Source organism: Paenibacillus sp. FSL R10-2734 (assembly GCF_037963865.1).
Taxonomy (GTDB): domain Bacteria; phylum Bacillota; class Bacilli; order Paenibacillales; family Paenibacillaceae; genus Paenibacillus_AQ.
The window spans coordinates 4,963,772-4,980,371 of sequence record NZ_CP150170.1 but is presented as its reverse complement, the minus strand read 5'-3'; the positions used below and the strand labels follow the sequence as shown (position 1 = coordinate 4,980,371).

At 44.8% G+C, this 16,600-nt stretch carries 12 protein-coding genes; 5 read left to right on the top strand and 7 right to left on the bottom strand.

Features of this window, described 5'->3' with window-relative positions; all coding sequences use genetic code 11:
- Window positions 1-326: 326 nt before the first annotated feature.
- The gene (locus NSS67_RS21800) at window positions 327-1,229 is read left to right on the top strand and encodes a DegV family protein (protein WP_339315684.1); all 903 of its coding nucleotides are present in this window, start codon (window positions 327-329) and stop codon (window positions 1,227-1,229) included.
- Between the two features lie 90 nt (window positions 1,230-1,319).
- Here the strand turns inward: NSS67_RS21800 and NSS67_RS21795 are convergent, their stop codons facing one another.
- The 5 genes from NSS67_RS21795 to NSS67_RS21775 all read right to left on the bottom strand — a co-directional run bounded on the left by NSS67_RS21795 (window position 1,320) and on the right by NSS67_RS21775 (window position 6,776).
- Entirely contained in the window at window positions 1,320-1,745 is a 426-nt protein-coding gene (locus NSS67_RS21795; RefSeq protein ID WP_060622204.1) for a threonine/serine exporter family protein, read from the bottom strand.
- Between the two features lie 27 nt (window positions 1,746-1,772).
- Window positions 1,773-2,537: a threonine/serine exporter family protein gene (locus NSS67_RS21790; protein WP_339315683.1), complete on the bottom strand. Its 765-nt coding sequence runs from the start codon at window positions 2,535-2,537 to the stop codon at window positions 1,773-1,775.
- A gap of 157 nt (window positions 2,538-2,694) precedes the next feature.
- Window positions 2,695-3,957, bottom strand: coding sequence for a DNA polymerase IV (locus NSS67_RS21785; protein ID WP_339315682.1), 1,263 nt, complete (start codon window positions 3,955-3,957; stop codon window positions 2,695-2,697).
- An 86-nt stretch (window positions 3,958-4,043) separates the two neighbouring features.
- The gene (locus NSS67_RS21780; RefSeq protein WP_339320662.1) at window positions 4,044-4,646 is read right to left on the bottom strand and encodes a YitT family protein; all 603 of its coding nucleotides are present in this window, start codon (window positions 4,644-4,646) and stop codon (window positions 4,044-4,046) included.
- Between the two features lie 1,263 nt (window positions 4,647-5,909).
- On the bottom strand, window positions 5,910-6,776 hold the full coding sequence (locus NSS67_RS21775; RefSeq protein WP_339315681.1) for an AraC family transcriptional regulator: 867 nt from the start codon (window positions 6,774-6,776) through the stop codon (window positions 5,910-5,912).
- 165 nt (window positions 6,777-6,941) lie between these two features.
- On the opposite strand from NSS67_RS21775, the gene NSS67_RS21770 reads away from it, so the two are divergent.
- Together NSS67_RS21770 and NSS67_RS21765 are read left to right on the top strand one after the other, a co-directional pair.
- Window positions 6,942-8,909: a beta-L-arabinofuranosidase domain-containing protein gene (locus NSS67_RS21770; protein WP_339320661.1), complete on the top strand. Its 1,968-nt coding sequence runs from the start codon at window positions 6,942-6,944 to the stop codon at window positions 8,907-8,909.
- A gap of 653 nt (window positions 8,910-9,562) precedes the next feature.
- Window positions 9,563-9,871, top strand: coding sequence for a hypothetical protein (locus NSS67_RS21765; protein ID WP_339315680.1), 309 nt, complete (start codon window positions 9,563-9,565; stop codon window positions 9,869-9,871).
- Between the two features lie 94 nt (window positions 9,872-9,965).
- Here NSS67_RS21765 and NSS67_RS21760 read toward each other — a convergent pair whose 3' ends face one another.
- Together NSS67_RS21760 and NSS67_RS21755 are read right to left on the bottom strand one after the other, a co-directional pair.
- Window positions 9,966-12,401: a glycosyl transferase gene (locus NSS67_RS21760; RefSeq protein ID WP_339315679.1), complete on the bottom strand. Its 2,436-nt coding sequence runs from the start codon at window positions 12,399-12,401 to the stop codon at window positions 9,966-9,968.
- A gap of 181 nt (window positions 12,402-12,582) precedes the next feature.
- Window positions 12,583-13,638: a LacI family DNA-binding transcriptional regulator gene (locus NSS67_RS21755; RefSeq protein WP_339315678.1), complete on the bottom strand. Its 1,056-nt coding sequence runs from the start codon at window positions 13,636-13,638 to the stop codon at window positions 12,583-12,585.
- A gap of 229 nt (window positions 13,639-13,867) precedes the next feature.
- Between NSS67_RS21755 and NSS67_RS21750 the strand changes: the two genes are divergently transcribed.
- On the top strand, window positions 13,868-14,890 hold the full coding sequence (locus tag NSS67_RS21750; RefSeq protein WP_339315677.1) for an ABC transporter substrate-binding protein: 1,023 nt from the start codon (window positions 13,868-13,870) through the stop codon (window positions 14,888-14,890).
- Between the two features lie 114 nt (window positions 14,891-15,004).
- A complete protein-coding gene (locus tag NSS67_RS21745; RefSeq protein ID WP_339315676.1) occupies window positions 15,005-16,600 on the top strand; it encodes a helix-turn-helix domain-containing protein in 1,596 nt (531 codons plus the stop codon).

Sequence of the window (16,600 nt, the reverse complement as noted above, 5' to 3'; positions counted from 1 at the left end):
GGGCGGGGACGGGGATATTTTTGCTGTGGTTTAGCGTTTTCATAACATGAAGTGGCTCTATTAGGATAGGTATATTTGTCATATATAATGTGATAAAATGTCGAATAATGTTGAATTAAATTGATTAAAATTTGCATGAACGGCCTGTTTTGCCTACATTAACACATGTTATCCTGTATAATTTACGAATACGCGGAGTACTTAACCGCTGTTCAATTCTTAAGTTGATTATTCAGGATGGGCGTGTGATTCACTGGTCGGAAATTCGTGGCCTTTGTCTCCTCATTCATTCTACTATTCCTTTTTATGAGAGAGAGAAGTGACAAATGACCATGAAATCAATTGCCTGGGTAACTGACAGTACAAGTATCATAGATCCGGAATTCGCCAAGAACAATCATGTGTATATTATTCCGTTACGTATTATTATCAACAACGAATGTTATAAAGAGAATATAGATATTACGATCGATGACTTCTATGAGAAAATGCGTCACCATGAAAAGGTAGGCAGCTCACAGCCTCCGATCGGCGAATTTATCGAGCTATACGAACGGTTGAAGGAAGAATACGATGAAATTATCGCAGTACATTTATCTTCAGAGCTCAGTGGCACTTACAATGCTTCGATGCAAGGCGCCGAAATAGCAGGGGCCAAGGTAATTGGAATTGATGCGAAGGTTGGCGCTTATCCGATTCGAGAAATGATCATGCGCGGTATATACTGGCAGAAGGAGGGCTTTACTGGATTAGAAATTAAAGCGAAGATTGAAAATATTATTGAGAATATGTCCTTTTACTTAATTCCTGCAAGCTTGACACAGCTACATCGCAGTGGGCGTGTTTCTGGATCACAATTTGTACTTAGCCAATTGCTGCGCATAAACCTGCTGCTTCGTTTTGACGAAGGGAAGGTCGTTGTTGTGGAGAAAATCCGCACTATGAAGAAGACACAACAGGCGCTTTTGGATATATTTAAGCAGGATGTAGGACTTGTTAGTGATGTATGTATCATGCATTCGAATAATTTAGAGATGGCACTCAAGCTGGAAGAAGACATCAAAGCGATGGCGCCTGACTTACGTACAGAAATTATGACATATATTCCTGCAGTGGCTGTTCACGCGGGTGAGGGTACTGTAGGGCTGTCCTGGATCAAGAACACTAGCATCAATAGTATTCATCCGGACGTTACACCTGTAGCGTTCCCTGAAGCAGTACTTGTATAGAAATGAACAAAGAAATCGCTCCTTGGGAGATGGATGGGTGACCACCATTGTCCCAAAAGGGCGATTTCTTTTTTTTGAAGAAGTAAGCTGTTATTTGATTGCGCGACGCCGGAACATTTGTCCAATTACATCACTTAGTACGAGTCCAGCTGCAATGGCGCCGGAGAGCATTAATGCCCGAACAGCGATTTCTACAGCCAAAGTATAATCCTCTTCCACAAATTTACGCATCGCATCGTAAGCGAGACCACCCGGAACAAGCGGGATAATACCACCTACACTAAAAATAATAACCGGCATTTTGAAGGATCGCGCAAAAAATTGGCTGACGATACCCACTATTACACTAGCTGCAAACGTAGCTACAACAGGTCCGAACTCTACATCAAGAAGCACATACACCATCCAGCCCACCATTCCGGCAAAACCACACTGCAGTAGTGAGCGCTTAGGTGCATTAAATAGAATACAGAAGGTTGCCGCGGCGATAAAACTGGTTATAAGTTGCAAAATCATGAAGGGCTAACCTCTTTCACATGGATATTAAAATAGTGATAGCACAAGCCCGATGCCTGTACCGATCGCAAAAGCAGTTAGAAAGGCATCTGCTCCTTTGGAAATACCTGATACTAGATGACCAGCCATCAGATCACGAACGGCATTAGTAATGAGTAGTCCGGGTACTAGAGGCATAACGGAGCCGATAATGATTTTGTCCATCTCTTGGCCTATCCCCAGCTTTACAGAATAGAAGGCTAGAAGTCCAATCAGGAAGGAAGCGGAAAACTCTGCAAAGAATTTAGTCTGCACTAAACGATGCAGATAGATGACTGCAGCGAAGCCTAGTCCGGAAATCGGCAAGGCGGGGAGAGCATCCCACAAACTGCCCTTAAACATAACGGTGAAGCAAGCGCCAGTAAGGGCGGCAGCTAAGATTTGCAGCCATACGGGATAGACAGGTGAGGCTTCATCGACTTCTCCTAATTTTGCACGAGCTTCCTCAGCTGTAATCTGACGTTCGCTCAAACGCCGAGAAATATCATTGACCTTAGATACCTTCTGCAGATCTGTTGTTCGCTCCGCTATCCTGTATAACTTAACAGGTTCTATTCTATTTGTGGTGAACATAATAACGGTTGGCGTCACATAACTGTGCGCTCCCGGGAACCCGAGAGATCCAGCCATTCGTGTCATCGTATCTTCAACTCTGGATGTTTCTGCACCATTCTGCAGCATGATCTTACCAGCAAGAAGACAGAGATCAACGATTTCATAATAGGTAGTGTTAGTGTTGCTCGTGCTATCCAACTTCTCCGCTCCTCCTCTGGAATGTTATATCTATAATTTTCATATTTTTGATTGTCGCTTCATCTCGTGAAAATAACAACCCCAATATAGCATTATAAACGATATGGTGTGTGTTTTAATATAGGTTAAAAAATAAAAATGCATAAGAATGTACTGCTCATTTATAGTGTCCGCCGATTTTTCTAGATCTGTCCTTAAGCTGCCCGGCATCTGTGAAAGAAGCTGCCCTCCCAATGATCGTCTCCCCGTATTTATTCTTGAGCGCATCGGTAGCCCGTTCGAGTTCACGATAGCGAGGGCGAGACTCAAATAGCGTTAGCTGGTACTGGCTTTCGTCAGATAGATTGGACAAGCTTAAGTGAATTCTACGCACAGGCTGACCATCCCAGTGCAGCTTGAAGAGAGTGAGAGCGGCCTCATAAACCAGCAGGGTCGCATTCGTAGGATCACTCATCGTAGTCTGTCTTGAGAAGCCTGTGGGGTCATCAAAGCTGGCACCTTGGCAGCCGATAGTTACGACGGCACCATGCACTTTCAGTTTGCGGCAACGTCTACATACAAGCTCAGACAGCTCAAGAATGATGGTCTTAATATCTTGCAGCTTATAGTAATCCCGTGGCAGCGTCATTTGGTGCCCGACACTTTTCGGTGCGACTTCGTAGGTGCTTGGGCTTACGGGGCTGTCATCAATACCGTTGGCTATCCGCCAATATAGCTCGGCGTCAATGTTACATTTTTTGTGGAATTTCTCCCGCATGCGCCATTTCAGCTCGCTTAGCGGCATTTGCGCCAAATGGCCAATCGTCGTGATGCCCATGCTCTGGAAGTGGGCGGACATACGGCGACCTACCATGAACAGCTCGCTAATGGGGAGGCGCCAGAGTGCATTCGGAAGCTTCTCGTGAGTGAGGGTGAATATACCATCCTTGTTCTTCTTGGCCCATAGGTCACAGGCCATTTTGGCGGTAACCTTGGAATATCCAATGCCGATGCGCGCACGCACACCTGTGTTTCTACGAATTAAATCCTGAATGGCGGTAGCAATCTCCCTCGGACTGCCGAATAAGCTGAGACTACCGCTGACATCAATAAACTGTTCATCGATAGAATAGGGCTCTACCTGATCGCTAAACTTGCGTAGAATATCTGTGATTTGGGAGGAGACATCGATATATTGCTGCATGTGCGGTCTGACCACGATGACTTCGGGGCATTTTGCCAGCGCTTCCTTCAACGTCTCGGCGGTAGTAATGCCAAAAGATTTGGCTATAGGGCAGGCAGCCAGCACAATACCGCTCCGTCTAGCCGGGTCTCCAGCTACGATCAGCGGCTTGTTGCTATACTGCGGATTAGAGGCTTTCTCCACGGAGGCATAGAAGCTTTGGCAATCAGATAGCATAATGACACGCTCTTTGTTCATAAGTTCACACACTCCAGGTGAGGTAGTGATACGTTAGATTTTTTCTTCTTATTATAATACGAACATACGATCGTGTATATTCATATTTATTTCCATTTATCTTGAGTCTCGAGGGTGCACAGACCCGTAGCCACGCCCCCGGAGATAATCGTGAGGATGGAGTGGAAGAAGGTTTCTTTGGAAATGAGGATTCCCCCAGCACCGATAATCATAAAGTCAGTCAAAAAAATGATGACTCCAAGGTTCAACGGAACATACCTTTTTATAAATTGAGCAAGCAGATCGGTTCCACCTGTACTTGCTTTAAAGCGCAACATAATCCCAAGACCCGTTCCCATCAAAAAACCGCCAATTATGGCGCTAGAAATGGAGCCAAATTCGAAATAATACAGGAAGTAGTATTGAACCGGACCGAGAAGCTCAATCAGAAAAGAGGAGGTCAATAGACCGAGTACACTGTTGTAGAAAATATCGCGTTCCTTTAACCAGGCTAAGATGAATATGGGGAGACTACAGATCAGGACGGCCAAGCCAATTTTAGCGTCGAATAAATAATTGATAATGAGGGCTATCCCTATTATTCCCCCATCCAGGATTTTATAAGGTACGAGAAAAAAATTAGTTCCCGTAGCAACAAGTAAGCTTCCTATAAGAATGATAAGGTATCTTAATGACCGCATATTTAACATCTCCACATTAAAGGCATGTCTATAAATATGCTTGTCACTTCCAAAAAATTGCAGTGTGATAAAAAAAGCTGATTCTAGTCAGTGAGAAAGAGTCGTATGTTACATGATGTGTGAGGGCATGGCGAGTGTAGATAGAAAAGGCGTGCAGACAAAACCATACCATCATGCGGACACAGGAGCTCTTATTTCGAAGATTTGGGGTGTTTTATCGAGATATCGGACACAGTTGCAGCTATTCGCATAAATGTAGCCTAATATCGAGCAAATCATGTGCAATAAGAGCTACACAGTCCGAAACTGGCACAAAATGGGCAGGAAATCGAAAATAGCAGCAATAGGGTCCGAAACGCTCATTAGATAACAAGTAAGTAGCTGCACAGAGATCATGCGGACACAGGAGCCCTTATTTGTGAGATTTGGGGTGTTTTATCGAGCAATCGGACACAGTTGCTGCTATTCGCATAAATGTAGCCTATTATCGAGCAAATCATGTGCAATAAGAGCTATACAGTCCGAAACTGGCGCAAAATGGGCTGAAAATCGAAAATAGCAGCAATAGGGTCCGGAACGCTCATTAGACAACAAGTAAGTAGCTGCACAGAGATCATGCGGACACAGGAGCCCTTATTTGTGAGATTTGGGGTGTTTTATCGAGCAATCGGACACAGTTGCAGCTATTCGCATAAATGTAGCCTATTATCGAGCAAATCATGTGCAATAAGAGCTATACAGTCCGAACCTGGTGCAAAATAGGCCGAAAATCGAAAATAGCAGCAATAGGGTCCGGAACGTACATTAGACAACAAGTACTCTCGCCAACTACACCAAACCAACTACACCAACTACACCAAACCAACTAAACCATCCTTTAAGTAGCGCCCGTCCGTATCCCCTTAGCCAACTCATCGCACCTTCGTAGTGGATTGCATTTTAAACAAGCTACTTTTGCATTGGGAGGATCAAGTAGCGTGCTCACCGAGATTCTTTAGGTAAGCACGAGCAAGTCCAGAAAGGAAAGTTACTGTATGGAGAAAGGAGCAAGGAGCAAGGAGTGTGAAGGAGAGTGAATGAGTGCGTAGGAGGAACCACAAGAAATGTAATGATGAGCAATCGGAGTCTTGTCCAATCACATCAGTGAATTCAGGTTTCTTCGAACCAGGGGAGCTGCTTGTGTCTAATTTCCATAGACCATACAAATTAACGACGCATCTCATAAACGCAAACAGCACGTCTCCAATCATCGGAGGCGTGCTGCTTGCGTTTTTAACGAGAATACCGCTTGCGGAAGCGAAGCGGAGAGATTCCAATCTGCTGAGCAAATCTACGCGAGAAGTAGGCAGTGCTCTCGAAACCGGTACGTTCTGCGACCCCGGCTATAGAGAGCTCTGTCTTAAGCAGCAGTAGCTTGGCCTGTTCCAAACGGTAATCCGTCAAATACTCCATCGGAGTCAGTCCATATACCCGTTTCATACAACGAGCAAGGTAGTTATAGTGGAAATGCAGCGCGTCTGCGAGAGAGGCGTTGGAGAGAGGTTCCGCATAATGATTGCGGATATAAGTCTCCGTCTGCTCAGCGATTTCCACCGCGTGACTTTCTGAAGTATCATGCTGTGCTAGGTCCATCATCCGCAGCATTTCTTCAAATATCCGTTGCTGCTGCCATACCGCGCTGGAACGCCGCCCAGCGGACAGCTGTAACAACATTTCGGCTTGTCCACTCCGTTCAAAAGGGTCAGGGAGGGGGCCGAACTGCGGTACTCGAATGGTATACGGATGAGTAAGAAACTGCCGAAAATGTGTTTCACGGTTGATATACACGGGTTCAGCCTCAGAGCTAGACCAATCTGCGAGGGTATGAAAATGAATCCATATGAATGAAGTAGTCTCTTCGCATGGCTTAACGGAATAATGATAGCGATCAGGTAGTAAGAGCAGTGTATGACCAGCTGAAACCTCCCATTGATTATGCTCTTCACCGATAAATAGACATCCTTGTTCCACGATAATTAGATCAAATATCCCGATATGCCTTCTATTCGGATGTTGCTCTCCGGGTTGATAAACCGTGCGATTGCATTCTAGAAAATAAGGAAATGGCGGCGCAGCGAAATGTATAAATGAAGGACCCATTGTGTAATTTACCGCTCCTTTCCATGTTAGTTCAAACTTGAATTATTCTTCGATGTTGGAGTGTGAAATAGTACAAAAAAGGGGTTGTTTCTGATCGTATTTTTTATCTATTCTACCCTCTATAATTGTATTTAGCGAGTATGAAATAAGGCAGAGGGGAAGATGATGATGAACAAAACTATGCAGGATGGGCGAGTTGCAAAAGATCAAACTGTTAGCATTAAGGATGATTTCTGGGGAGGTTATATAAAGCTGGTACAGGATGTTGTAATCCCGTATCAATATGAGGCATTGCATGATAGAGCACCGGGAGCTGAACCAAGTCACGCCATCGCTAACTTTGAGATTGCTGCAGGCCGGAAGACAGGTGAATTTTACGGCTGGGTGTTTCAAGATAGTGATGTAGCCAAGTGGCTGGAGGCCGTCGGTTATTCCTTAAGCATCAAACGTGATCCTGAGCTAGAGCGTCAAGCAGATGAAGTCATTGATCTAGTTGGCGAGGCGCAGCAGGAAGATGGATATTTAAATACTTATTTTACGATAAAAGAGCCCAGAAAACGCTGGACCAATCTGAACGATTGTCACGAGCTATACTGTGCTGGGCATTTCATTGAGGCTGCCGTCTCTTACTATGAAGCTACCGGTAAAAGAAAACTGCTCGATATCATGTGCCGAATGATTGATCATATCGATTCTGTGTTTGGACCGGAAGAAGGCAAAATGCGGGGATATGATGGACATCAGGAGATTGAACTCGCGCTCGTTAAGCTGTATCGCCTCACAGGTGAGGAACGATATTTGCAGCTCAGCAGCTTTTTTATTAACGAGAGAGGCCAACAGCCAAATTTCTTAAAGGAACAGTGGGATGGTCTGGGGAGTATCAATTTTTTCACAGGACAGAAGGAAAATTTAGATTTGAAATATTATCAAAGTCATCTTCCGGTAAGAGAGCAGGATGTGGCTGTAGGACATTCGGTACGCGCTGTTTATATGTACACAGCTATGGCTGATTTAGCTGCAATTACGGGTGATGACACACTGCGTGAAGCATGCGAGAGACTGTGGAATAACATGACTAACAAGCAAATGTACATTACAGGAGGGATCGGATCTACGCATCGAGGGGAGGCATTCACCTTCGACTATGATTTGCCTAACGATTCGGTGTACGCAGAGACTTGTGCATCTATTGGGCTGATCTTTTTTGCCCATCGTATGCTGAGAATATCGCCGGATGCACGTTATGCCGATGTCATGGAGCGGGCACTTTATAACAATGTGCTGGGCTCGATGGCGCAGGATGGTAAGCACTACTTCTATGTTAATCCACTGGAAGTATGGCCTCAAGCGTGCAGCTGCAACCCGGATAGACGTCATGTGAAGTCTGAACGTCAAGGCTGGTTTGGCTGCGCCTGCTGTCCTCCGAATGTGGCACGCCTATTAACTTCGCTCAATCAATATATTTACACGGTTCATGGCGATACACTCTACACGAATTTGTATATTGGCAGCGAGTTGAACACCAAGTTTGGTGGTACTGATGTCGTGATTCAGCAAGAAAGTAACTATCCGTGGGAAGGCACAGTCTCAATGAAGATTAATCCCGCAGTAGCAGCAGAGTTCGGAATTGCACTGCGCATACCCGCTTGGAGTCAGGGAATTGAAATCAGAGTCAATGGTCAAGCCTTGAATACTGCTGAGAACATGGAGCAGGGGTACCTCGTTATCCGTAGAATGTGGAAAGCAGGAGACGTAATCGAAGTGAATGACCCTATGGAGACACATCGCATTTACGCACATCCAAATTTACGTGCAGATGCTCAAAAAGTAACGATTCAGCGTGGACCCCTTGTATATTGCCTTGAAAGTGTTGATAACGGTGAACCGCTAAGCTCCATTTCTTTAAGGGAAGATAGTGAATTCACTGCGGTATTTGATGAGACTTTGCTCGGTGGCGCTGTTGTTGTCGAGGCAGATGGGCTGCGTGTAGATCAAGAAGGCTGGAGCGGTGGACTTTACAACAGAAAGAAAGCACCCCTACAACCTGTTAAGGTCAAAGCTGTTCCGTATTACTTGTGGGGCAATCGTGGCAGTGGAGAGATGAAGGTATGGATTCCTGAAGGCAGTATGTAAGTTATAGAACAGGCAAAGATATCGGGACTGGTTACTGTTTTGCAGTATCCACCGATCGGGGCAGCTGTATTTTACAGCCTGTCCTTTTTTTTCGTCTAAAATGTACGATGACGCTCGTCGCCCCCTACGACTTAGTCCAACCATACTTCTATCTATTCTTACGCTCTGATTTTTACGTTTTTACTCTCTGATTCATAAGCTCTATTCTTACGCACTCATTTTTACGCTTGAATTCTCGTACCACCATTCCATACGCCATTCACCAAACCAGAGGAAACCTGCAAAAGTACAGTTTTTTAAACCGATATCATCTTTAGAAAGTCCAAAACCTGAAAATGTGCAGGTTTTTCCATGCTTATGGGTTGAAGGCTACTTTTGAATCACAAATAACTGCAGATTTGCAGGCATCAGTATTTTAGCAACCTTTCCATCTTAGAAAAATGTTCTTGTGCAGGTTTTTTCGATATAGCGAGTATTTGAGCAACTGAGATTACTTTATTCGTGGGTAATATCCTCTTATGAGATAACTCCTTTGCCGTTAACACATTAACAACTTTAAGGTTTAGGATTGCTGGGATTTACGCTTCATTATATGCTATATTTGATCGGGACAAGGTAATTGACTTTTTACAGAAAATATTGGAGGCATCACAATGAGCAAACGTTATCGAATTACAAGAGCTATGCAGAATGATGGAGATTCAGCACAATCCATATCTTTAGAAGAGTGTAAGGAATATTTCGCGTCCAAACCTGATTTCTCCTATACATCTGTATTTACAGTAGTAGGCGCCACTACGATGTCCATTGATGGAGATTTCTTTATGTGGAGCTATGGCGATACTAAGATCCCATTTAGGTATTATCAAGGCGATATTTACGTTTCTGGCAGCAATGAAGCTGTGATTCCGAGAATGCTTGAGGTTGCGAGTTATTTAAGAGCAGATGTTGTGGAAGGGTAAAAAAAGATGACCCCTGAAGAATTCAGGAGTCATCTACTATAAATCTTAGATCAGATTAATCGTTCAACGAACGGTTGATCTGATTTTTTTTGTATTAGCCCAGTACTACAACCACTTGATGCACAGCGCCATCTCCGACAGGAGTGATGATGTTACCTTCTACAGCTGCGCCATCCAAGGTAAGACTAGCTACACCTTTGGATACATGGTTCGGGTTCTTAATTTGAATCACATAAGTATCTCCACGGAAGACACGTGTAATTTCGAAGCTATTCCACTCTGCAGGAATACAAGGTTCGATCTTCAGACCGGCAAAGTCCGCTTGAATACCAAGGATTGATTGTGTAATCGCTACATAGTTCCAAGCAGCAGTACCAGTCAACCATGAGTTTTTAGCTTCTCCGTGACGAACAGCGTCTTTACCGGCGATCATTTGTGAGTATACATAAGGCTCAGTACGGTGAACCTCACTGATGTCCTCAAGATAAGCAGGAGCGATCTTCTTATAGATTTCAAACGCTCTGTCGCCATGTCCAAGAACAGTTTCAGCGATCATGATCCAAGGGTTATTGTGGCAGAAAATACCAGCATTTTCTTTGTAGCCCGGAGGGTACGTGGAAATTTCACCCAGGTTCAGATAGTACTTGGAGTAAGGTGGCTGTTGCAGCACGATACCGTAATCCGTATCCAAATGCTCTTTTACCGAAATCAGAGCTTTTTCCGCTTGACCATTTTCCACACCGATACCAGCCATTACGCAGATGCCTTGTGGCTCGATGAAGATTTTACCTTCTTCGTTTTCTTTGGAGCCGACTTTGTCGCCATAGTGATCATAAGCACGCAAGAACCAGTCGCCGTCGAAGCCGTGGGTAAGTGTGATATCACGCATGTTGTCGATCTTAGCTTCAGCATCTACAGCTACATCGTCAAGTCCGCGCATACGGCAAATTTCAGCGTAGTCAGGACCAACGAAGACGAACAGACCCGCGATAAATACGGATTCAGCTACGCGACCTTCAATGTTGGCAGTCGTTTGGAAAGATTCACCTGGCTCTGTAGAGAAGCAGTTCAAGTTCAAGCAGTCATTCCAGTCTGCGCGACCGATTAGTGGCAAGCCGTGAGGTCCGAGATTGTTAGTTACATGCTCGAAGGAGCGTTTCAAGTGCTCGAACAGAGTAGCGGTGTTATCCGGATTGCTATCAAAAGGAACCTGCTCATCGAGAATCGAAGTATCGCCAGTTTCTTTGATGTAAGCAGACGTACCCAGGATCAACCAAAGCGGATCATCGTTAAAGCCGGTGCCGACTTCATTGTTACCTTTTTTGGTGAGTGGTTGGTATTGGTGATAGGCACTACCATCTTCAAATTGTGTAGCAGCGATATCAAGAATACGTTCTTTAGCACGCTCAGGGATTTGGTGAACGAATCCGAGCAAGTCTTGGTTGGAATCACGGAAGCCCATACCACGGCCGATACCGGATTCAAAATAAGAAGCGGAACGGGACATGTTGAAGGTAACCATACATTGATATGGATTCCAGATGTTAACCATGCGATCTAGTTTCTCGTCGCCACTTTGGATTTGATATTTTGACAACAGGTTATCCCAGTGAGCAGCAAGTGCAGCAAGTGCAGCATCTACTTGAGCGTCTGTAGCAAATTGCTCAATCAATGCTTCGGCTGGTTTTTTGTTGATTACGTTCGGAGATTCCCATTTGTCTTCTTCAGGGTTCTCGATGTATCCAAGTACGAAGATAAAGCTTTGCTCTTCGCCTGGTTCAAGTGTAATGTTCAGTGCGTGCGATCCGATAGGGGACCAGCCGCTAGCTACGGAGTTAGTAGGTTCACCAGCAACTACAGCTTGCGGGCTTTCCAGACCATTGTACATGCCTACGAAAGACTCACGGTCAGTATCAAAACCAGCAATTGCTTTATTCACAGAGTAGAAAGCGTAGTGATTTCTGCGCTCACGATATTCTGTTTTGTGATAAATAACGGATTCTTTGACTTCAACCTCACCACAGCTGAGATTGCGTTGGAAGTTAGTCATATCATCTTGTGCATTCCACAGACAGAACTCTGCAAAAGAGAACAGTTTCACGGATTTCTTAGCGGAGCTAGTGTTCTTCACTTTAAGGCGATGTACTTCAGCATTGTGTCCCATAGGTACAAATGCTAGTTGATTTACAGAGATACCATTGCGTTCGCCAGTAATAGAAGTGTAGCCAAGACCGTGACGGCATTCGTAGAAGTCCAGATCACGTTTTACTGGCATCCAGCCTGGGGTCCAGAAATCACCATCATCATAAAGATAGTAGTAGCGGCCGCCAGTATCCAGTGGGATATTGTTATAACGGTAGCGGGTCAATCTTCTGAGACGAGCGTCTCTATAGAAGGTGTAACCACCAGCTGTATTAGAAATTAGTCCGAAAAATTGCTCGTTACCAAGATAGTTAATCCAAGGGTAAGGTGTTTTAGGTGTGTTAATTACATACTCTTTACGAGTGTCGTCAAAGGTTCCGAATTTCATGTGAGAAAGTCTCCTTTCGATTGTGAACGCGCGTTTATAAGTTTCAGAAAAAATTCCCTCGAGGGAAGGGATTTTTCTCAATGTTTTCAAGCAAGACAACTAAAGCAGTAGTTTCGATACCGAATCATAGCAGCTTCACAGAAAAATATGTAGATTTCTTCAGTGAAGGAATGTTGTTAAACTATTTCTTCGGCGGTTGACAGGAATCTCTCTCCACTAAACGAGCTGGAAAGCTGATCGTACTGTAAGTAGGTTGCTGTGAATCACACAGCTCGATTACTTTTTCCACTGCAGCCTTGGACATTTCGTAAATCGGCAAGCGTACAGAGGTCAGCTTAGGCTGAATACGGGATGCTAGCTGAATGTCATCAAATCCGGCAATGGAGATATCCTCAGGGACATTAATTCCATACTCGGAGAACGCTTCCATCGCTGATAAAGCCATGTCATCGTTGGATGAGAAGAAGGCTGTTGGTAAAGGTTCACCAGAAGCAAGAAGCTTCTTAACCTCTTCGTAAGCAGTCTCTTTCAGAAAATCACCATTTAGGATAAATCTCTCATTCATAGACAGACCATGCTTTTTCAGCGTATCTTCATAGGCCATATAACGCTCTCGACCAGAGTACGTATTCATTTGCCCACAGATGATACCGATCTCTTGATGACCTAGAGAGATCAAATATTCAATCGCTTCTGTGGTACCCTCGTAATCCTTGGAGTTCACAATGGCCAGATGATTGCGGTCGAGATGCTCCGACATAATCTCAGAGATATCATAATCAATTAGTACGAGAGGTGAGTCGAGCCCTACCATTTCTCGGACGATATTAATATCCTTCTGAGTGCCGACGATTATACCGCCGTCAATCCGTTTTTGAAGAAAAGCTTGCTTTACCTTGATAAAATCGTCGGGAGAGTACACCGTATGAATCAGTACATAACATCCGCGGGCATTCGAAGTGTCGACTACGGCATCAACGAATGGTGCAAAGTAATTGTTCTGATAAATTCGTGTGACATTCTCCTTCTCGTTCATACTGATGGCGAAAAGTCCGATCGTATCGGTCTTTTTACCGGCTAAAGCCCTTGCAAAGCTGTTCGGTTCGTACTGATGTTGCTCAATTACCCGCAGCACTTTGGCCCGGGTCTCTTCAGGGACGTTGGAATAGTTGTTGATCACGCGGGATACCGTGCTTCTGGAAACCCCGGCCAACTTAGCTATATCTTCGCTGCGCATGTTTCCCCTCATTTCATAAACGCGCGTTTATGAGTTCATTGTAAGCGAAAGCATTGTATAAATCAATCGTAAAAAAGAAATTTGAGGTGGAAATTAGAAACTAGTTCATAGTTTGTATAAGATTTTTGTGGAGAAAGTGCATTGAAAGCTATAAAAGTCATGCTACTATTGTGATAAAGATTATTGAGAATGATAATCAATTACAATAGAGCACTGGAGTGAAGGGATAATGGTAAGATGGGGTCGGAAGTTTTTGTGGGCAGCATTACTTATTATGGCAATGACCGCGCTTGCGGCATGCGGAACGAATAACAATACTGCGAAAGATAACGTTGCTAAGACAGAGAACGTAGAGGAACCTGCCTCAACGAGTAGCAGCATGCCAACCGAAGGAAGTGGGAATGCCTCAGAAGAGGGTGCAACTCGGACGATTGCTGGGGAATTTGGGGATGTGGATATTCCAGTTCATCCTAAACGGGTGGCCGGGATCTATGTTGAAGATTATCTGAAAGCATTGGGCGTTACTCCAGTGGTTCAGTGGTATCATCCAAGCTGGGGCAAACAGGATTATTTAAATCTGGATGTGCCAGAGTTTGATATCACCGGAAGCATGGAGGTATTGCTAGAAAAAGACCCCGACTTGATCATTGCGGACGGAGGCGCGGATGCGGCGAGGTATGAACAATATTCCAAGGTAGCACCAACCTATCGTCTCCCTGAAGCAGTGCTGCAGGACTCAAGACAAGTGCTTACAGCTATTGCCGATGCGCTCGGTATTCCAGAGAAGGCTGAGGCTGTGCTCGCCGAGTATGATCAGAAGGTGGCAGATGGAAAAGCCAAGCTACAGCAGGCTCTGGGTCAGGATAAAGTAGCAGTAATCCGGCTTAACGTAGCGGATAAAACCTTTGCTCTATTCGGTGTTAAAAACCGTTTTACCGGTGTGATTTATTCTCAATTCGGCCTGACACCTGTGCCTATGGCTGCAGAAATGACTGAATATCAATCTATTATTTCCGAAGAGCTTATTCCTCAGCTCGAAGCGGATCATATCATCGTGTTCCCTGACAATGGGGGCTGGGATACTGATGGGAATCAGGAAGCGATCCAAATCCTTGATGGCCCTTTGTGGAAGAACCTACCTGCGGTGAAGAACGGGAATATTTATAGAATGGAACGTTCCCACTGGCAGTCTGGTGCCATAACAGCCAATTCGATGAAGCTTGATGACCTGCTGGAAGCTATGGTGAAATAACTGGCAGTCGTCTTAAGGAATAGCACAAAGAAGGTCTATCAGCACCCTTGATAGACCTTCTTTTTTGTTTTAAACTGAAGTGAATGAAAATGATTCTCAATTGGGGGTGGGAAAATGGCAAAAGATTTGCAAGACAACAATAGAAGGAAGCTATTCTATAGCTTGATTAATATAGAAACTAAGTCCCAGTCAGGCAACGGACAGAGTGAGGTGTTTCAGGATCACACTCTCATCATTGTATCGGAAGGACAGGGGGTTGTTGATGCTGAGATGAGGCAGTTTCCACTGGAAAAAGGTGCTGGGTTCTTGTTCGAACCAGGGCTATTAAGCAAAATCAATGCCGAGGAGCGGGGACTTAGCTATTATCGGCTCACTTTTGAAATCATTGAAATCGGGGAAAACAGGCAGAGTGAAATAGAAAGAAGGACTAAAGAGGACATCCTTCGATCTGGTTTGCTAGGCTGTAGACCCTTTTCACAATGTAAATTACTGTTAGAATCTATCTATCATAGCCGTAGAAGCACAGATGAGATCGAATGGTTCGCAGGCCATACGCGCTTTCAGGAGCTGCTACTGTTAATCATGCGTGCAAATTCCTCTGTTATTCGAATCACGGGTGATCATGAGGCAATACAGCGTTCCATTCACTATATGGAGGAGCATTATAACCAAACAGTAACCGTCGATCAATTGGCTGAAGTTGCGGGCATAACACGTGCACGCTACACACAAACTTTTAAAGAAGTGACAGGGAGAATTCCCTTGGAGCATTTAAACGGGCTTCGTATTGAAAGGGCGCAGCAGCAGTTGCTGCTCACGAATGACCGCATGCATGATATCGCGTTATCCGTCGGATATAGCAATGAGTATTATTTTAATCGGCGTTTTAAAAGATCAGTTGGTGTTACTCCCGGCCAATACAGAAGCTTCCATCAGGATGGATTGAGGGTGTTCGCTCCTTTTTTGGAAGATTATCTATTGGCTCTGGATATTACTCCTGTGGCGCAATATTCTCACGCCGAGTGGGGAAAACAAGAGTACCTGGCTCTCCACAATGTGCCTGCGGTAGATATTTCGACTCGTAATTGGCAGGAGCTCTCCCGGTACACGCCTGAATTGATCTTGCTGGATAATGGCTTTCAGCGTTGGCATCTGGAGGAGTGCAGTCGGATCGCTCCGTTGTTCAAGCTGCCTGTTCATCAAGAGGATTGGCGTGCCACGTTGTATTCCGCAGCAGCCGTCTTTGGCAGAACGGAACGCGTCCAGGAAGTGATCGGCAATTATGAGGATCAGGCACAGCAAGCCAAGCGAGTGCTCACCCGTTCCGTCCATAATCAGACTATAGCTTGCATAAGAATATCTTCGTACGGAATCACTCTCTATGGATGTGAGGATTTGGGATATACAGGAAGCGTGCTCCATCATGATTTGGGCTTGCAGCCCCATAGCTTGGTTCGGAAGTTGACCCGTGGAAAGAATCGGATAAACCTGACAAAAGAAGAGCTTGCAAATCTGACTGCGGATCATTTGTTCATTACCTTTGATCGGCTTGAAGGAGGAGGACGAGAACTGCTGGATACACAACTCTGGCGCAGCTTGCCTGCTGTGCGTAACGGCTGCGTATATGAGGTGGATTTTATGGCCTGGATGAATTACGGCGTATTGTCGCACCAGCGTAAGATTGAGGATGTGTTAAGAGCGTTGGGTTAA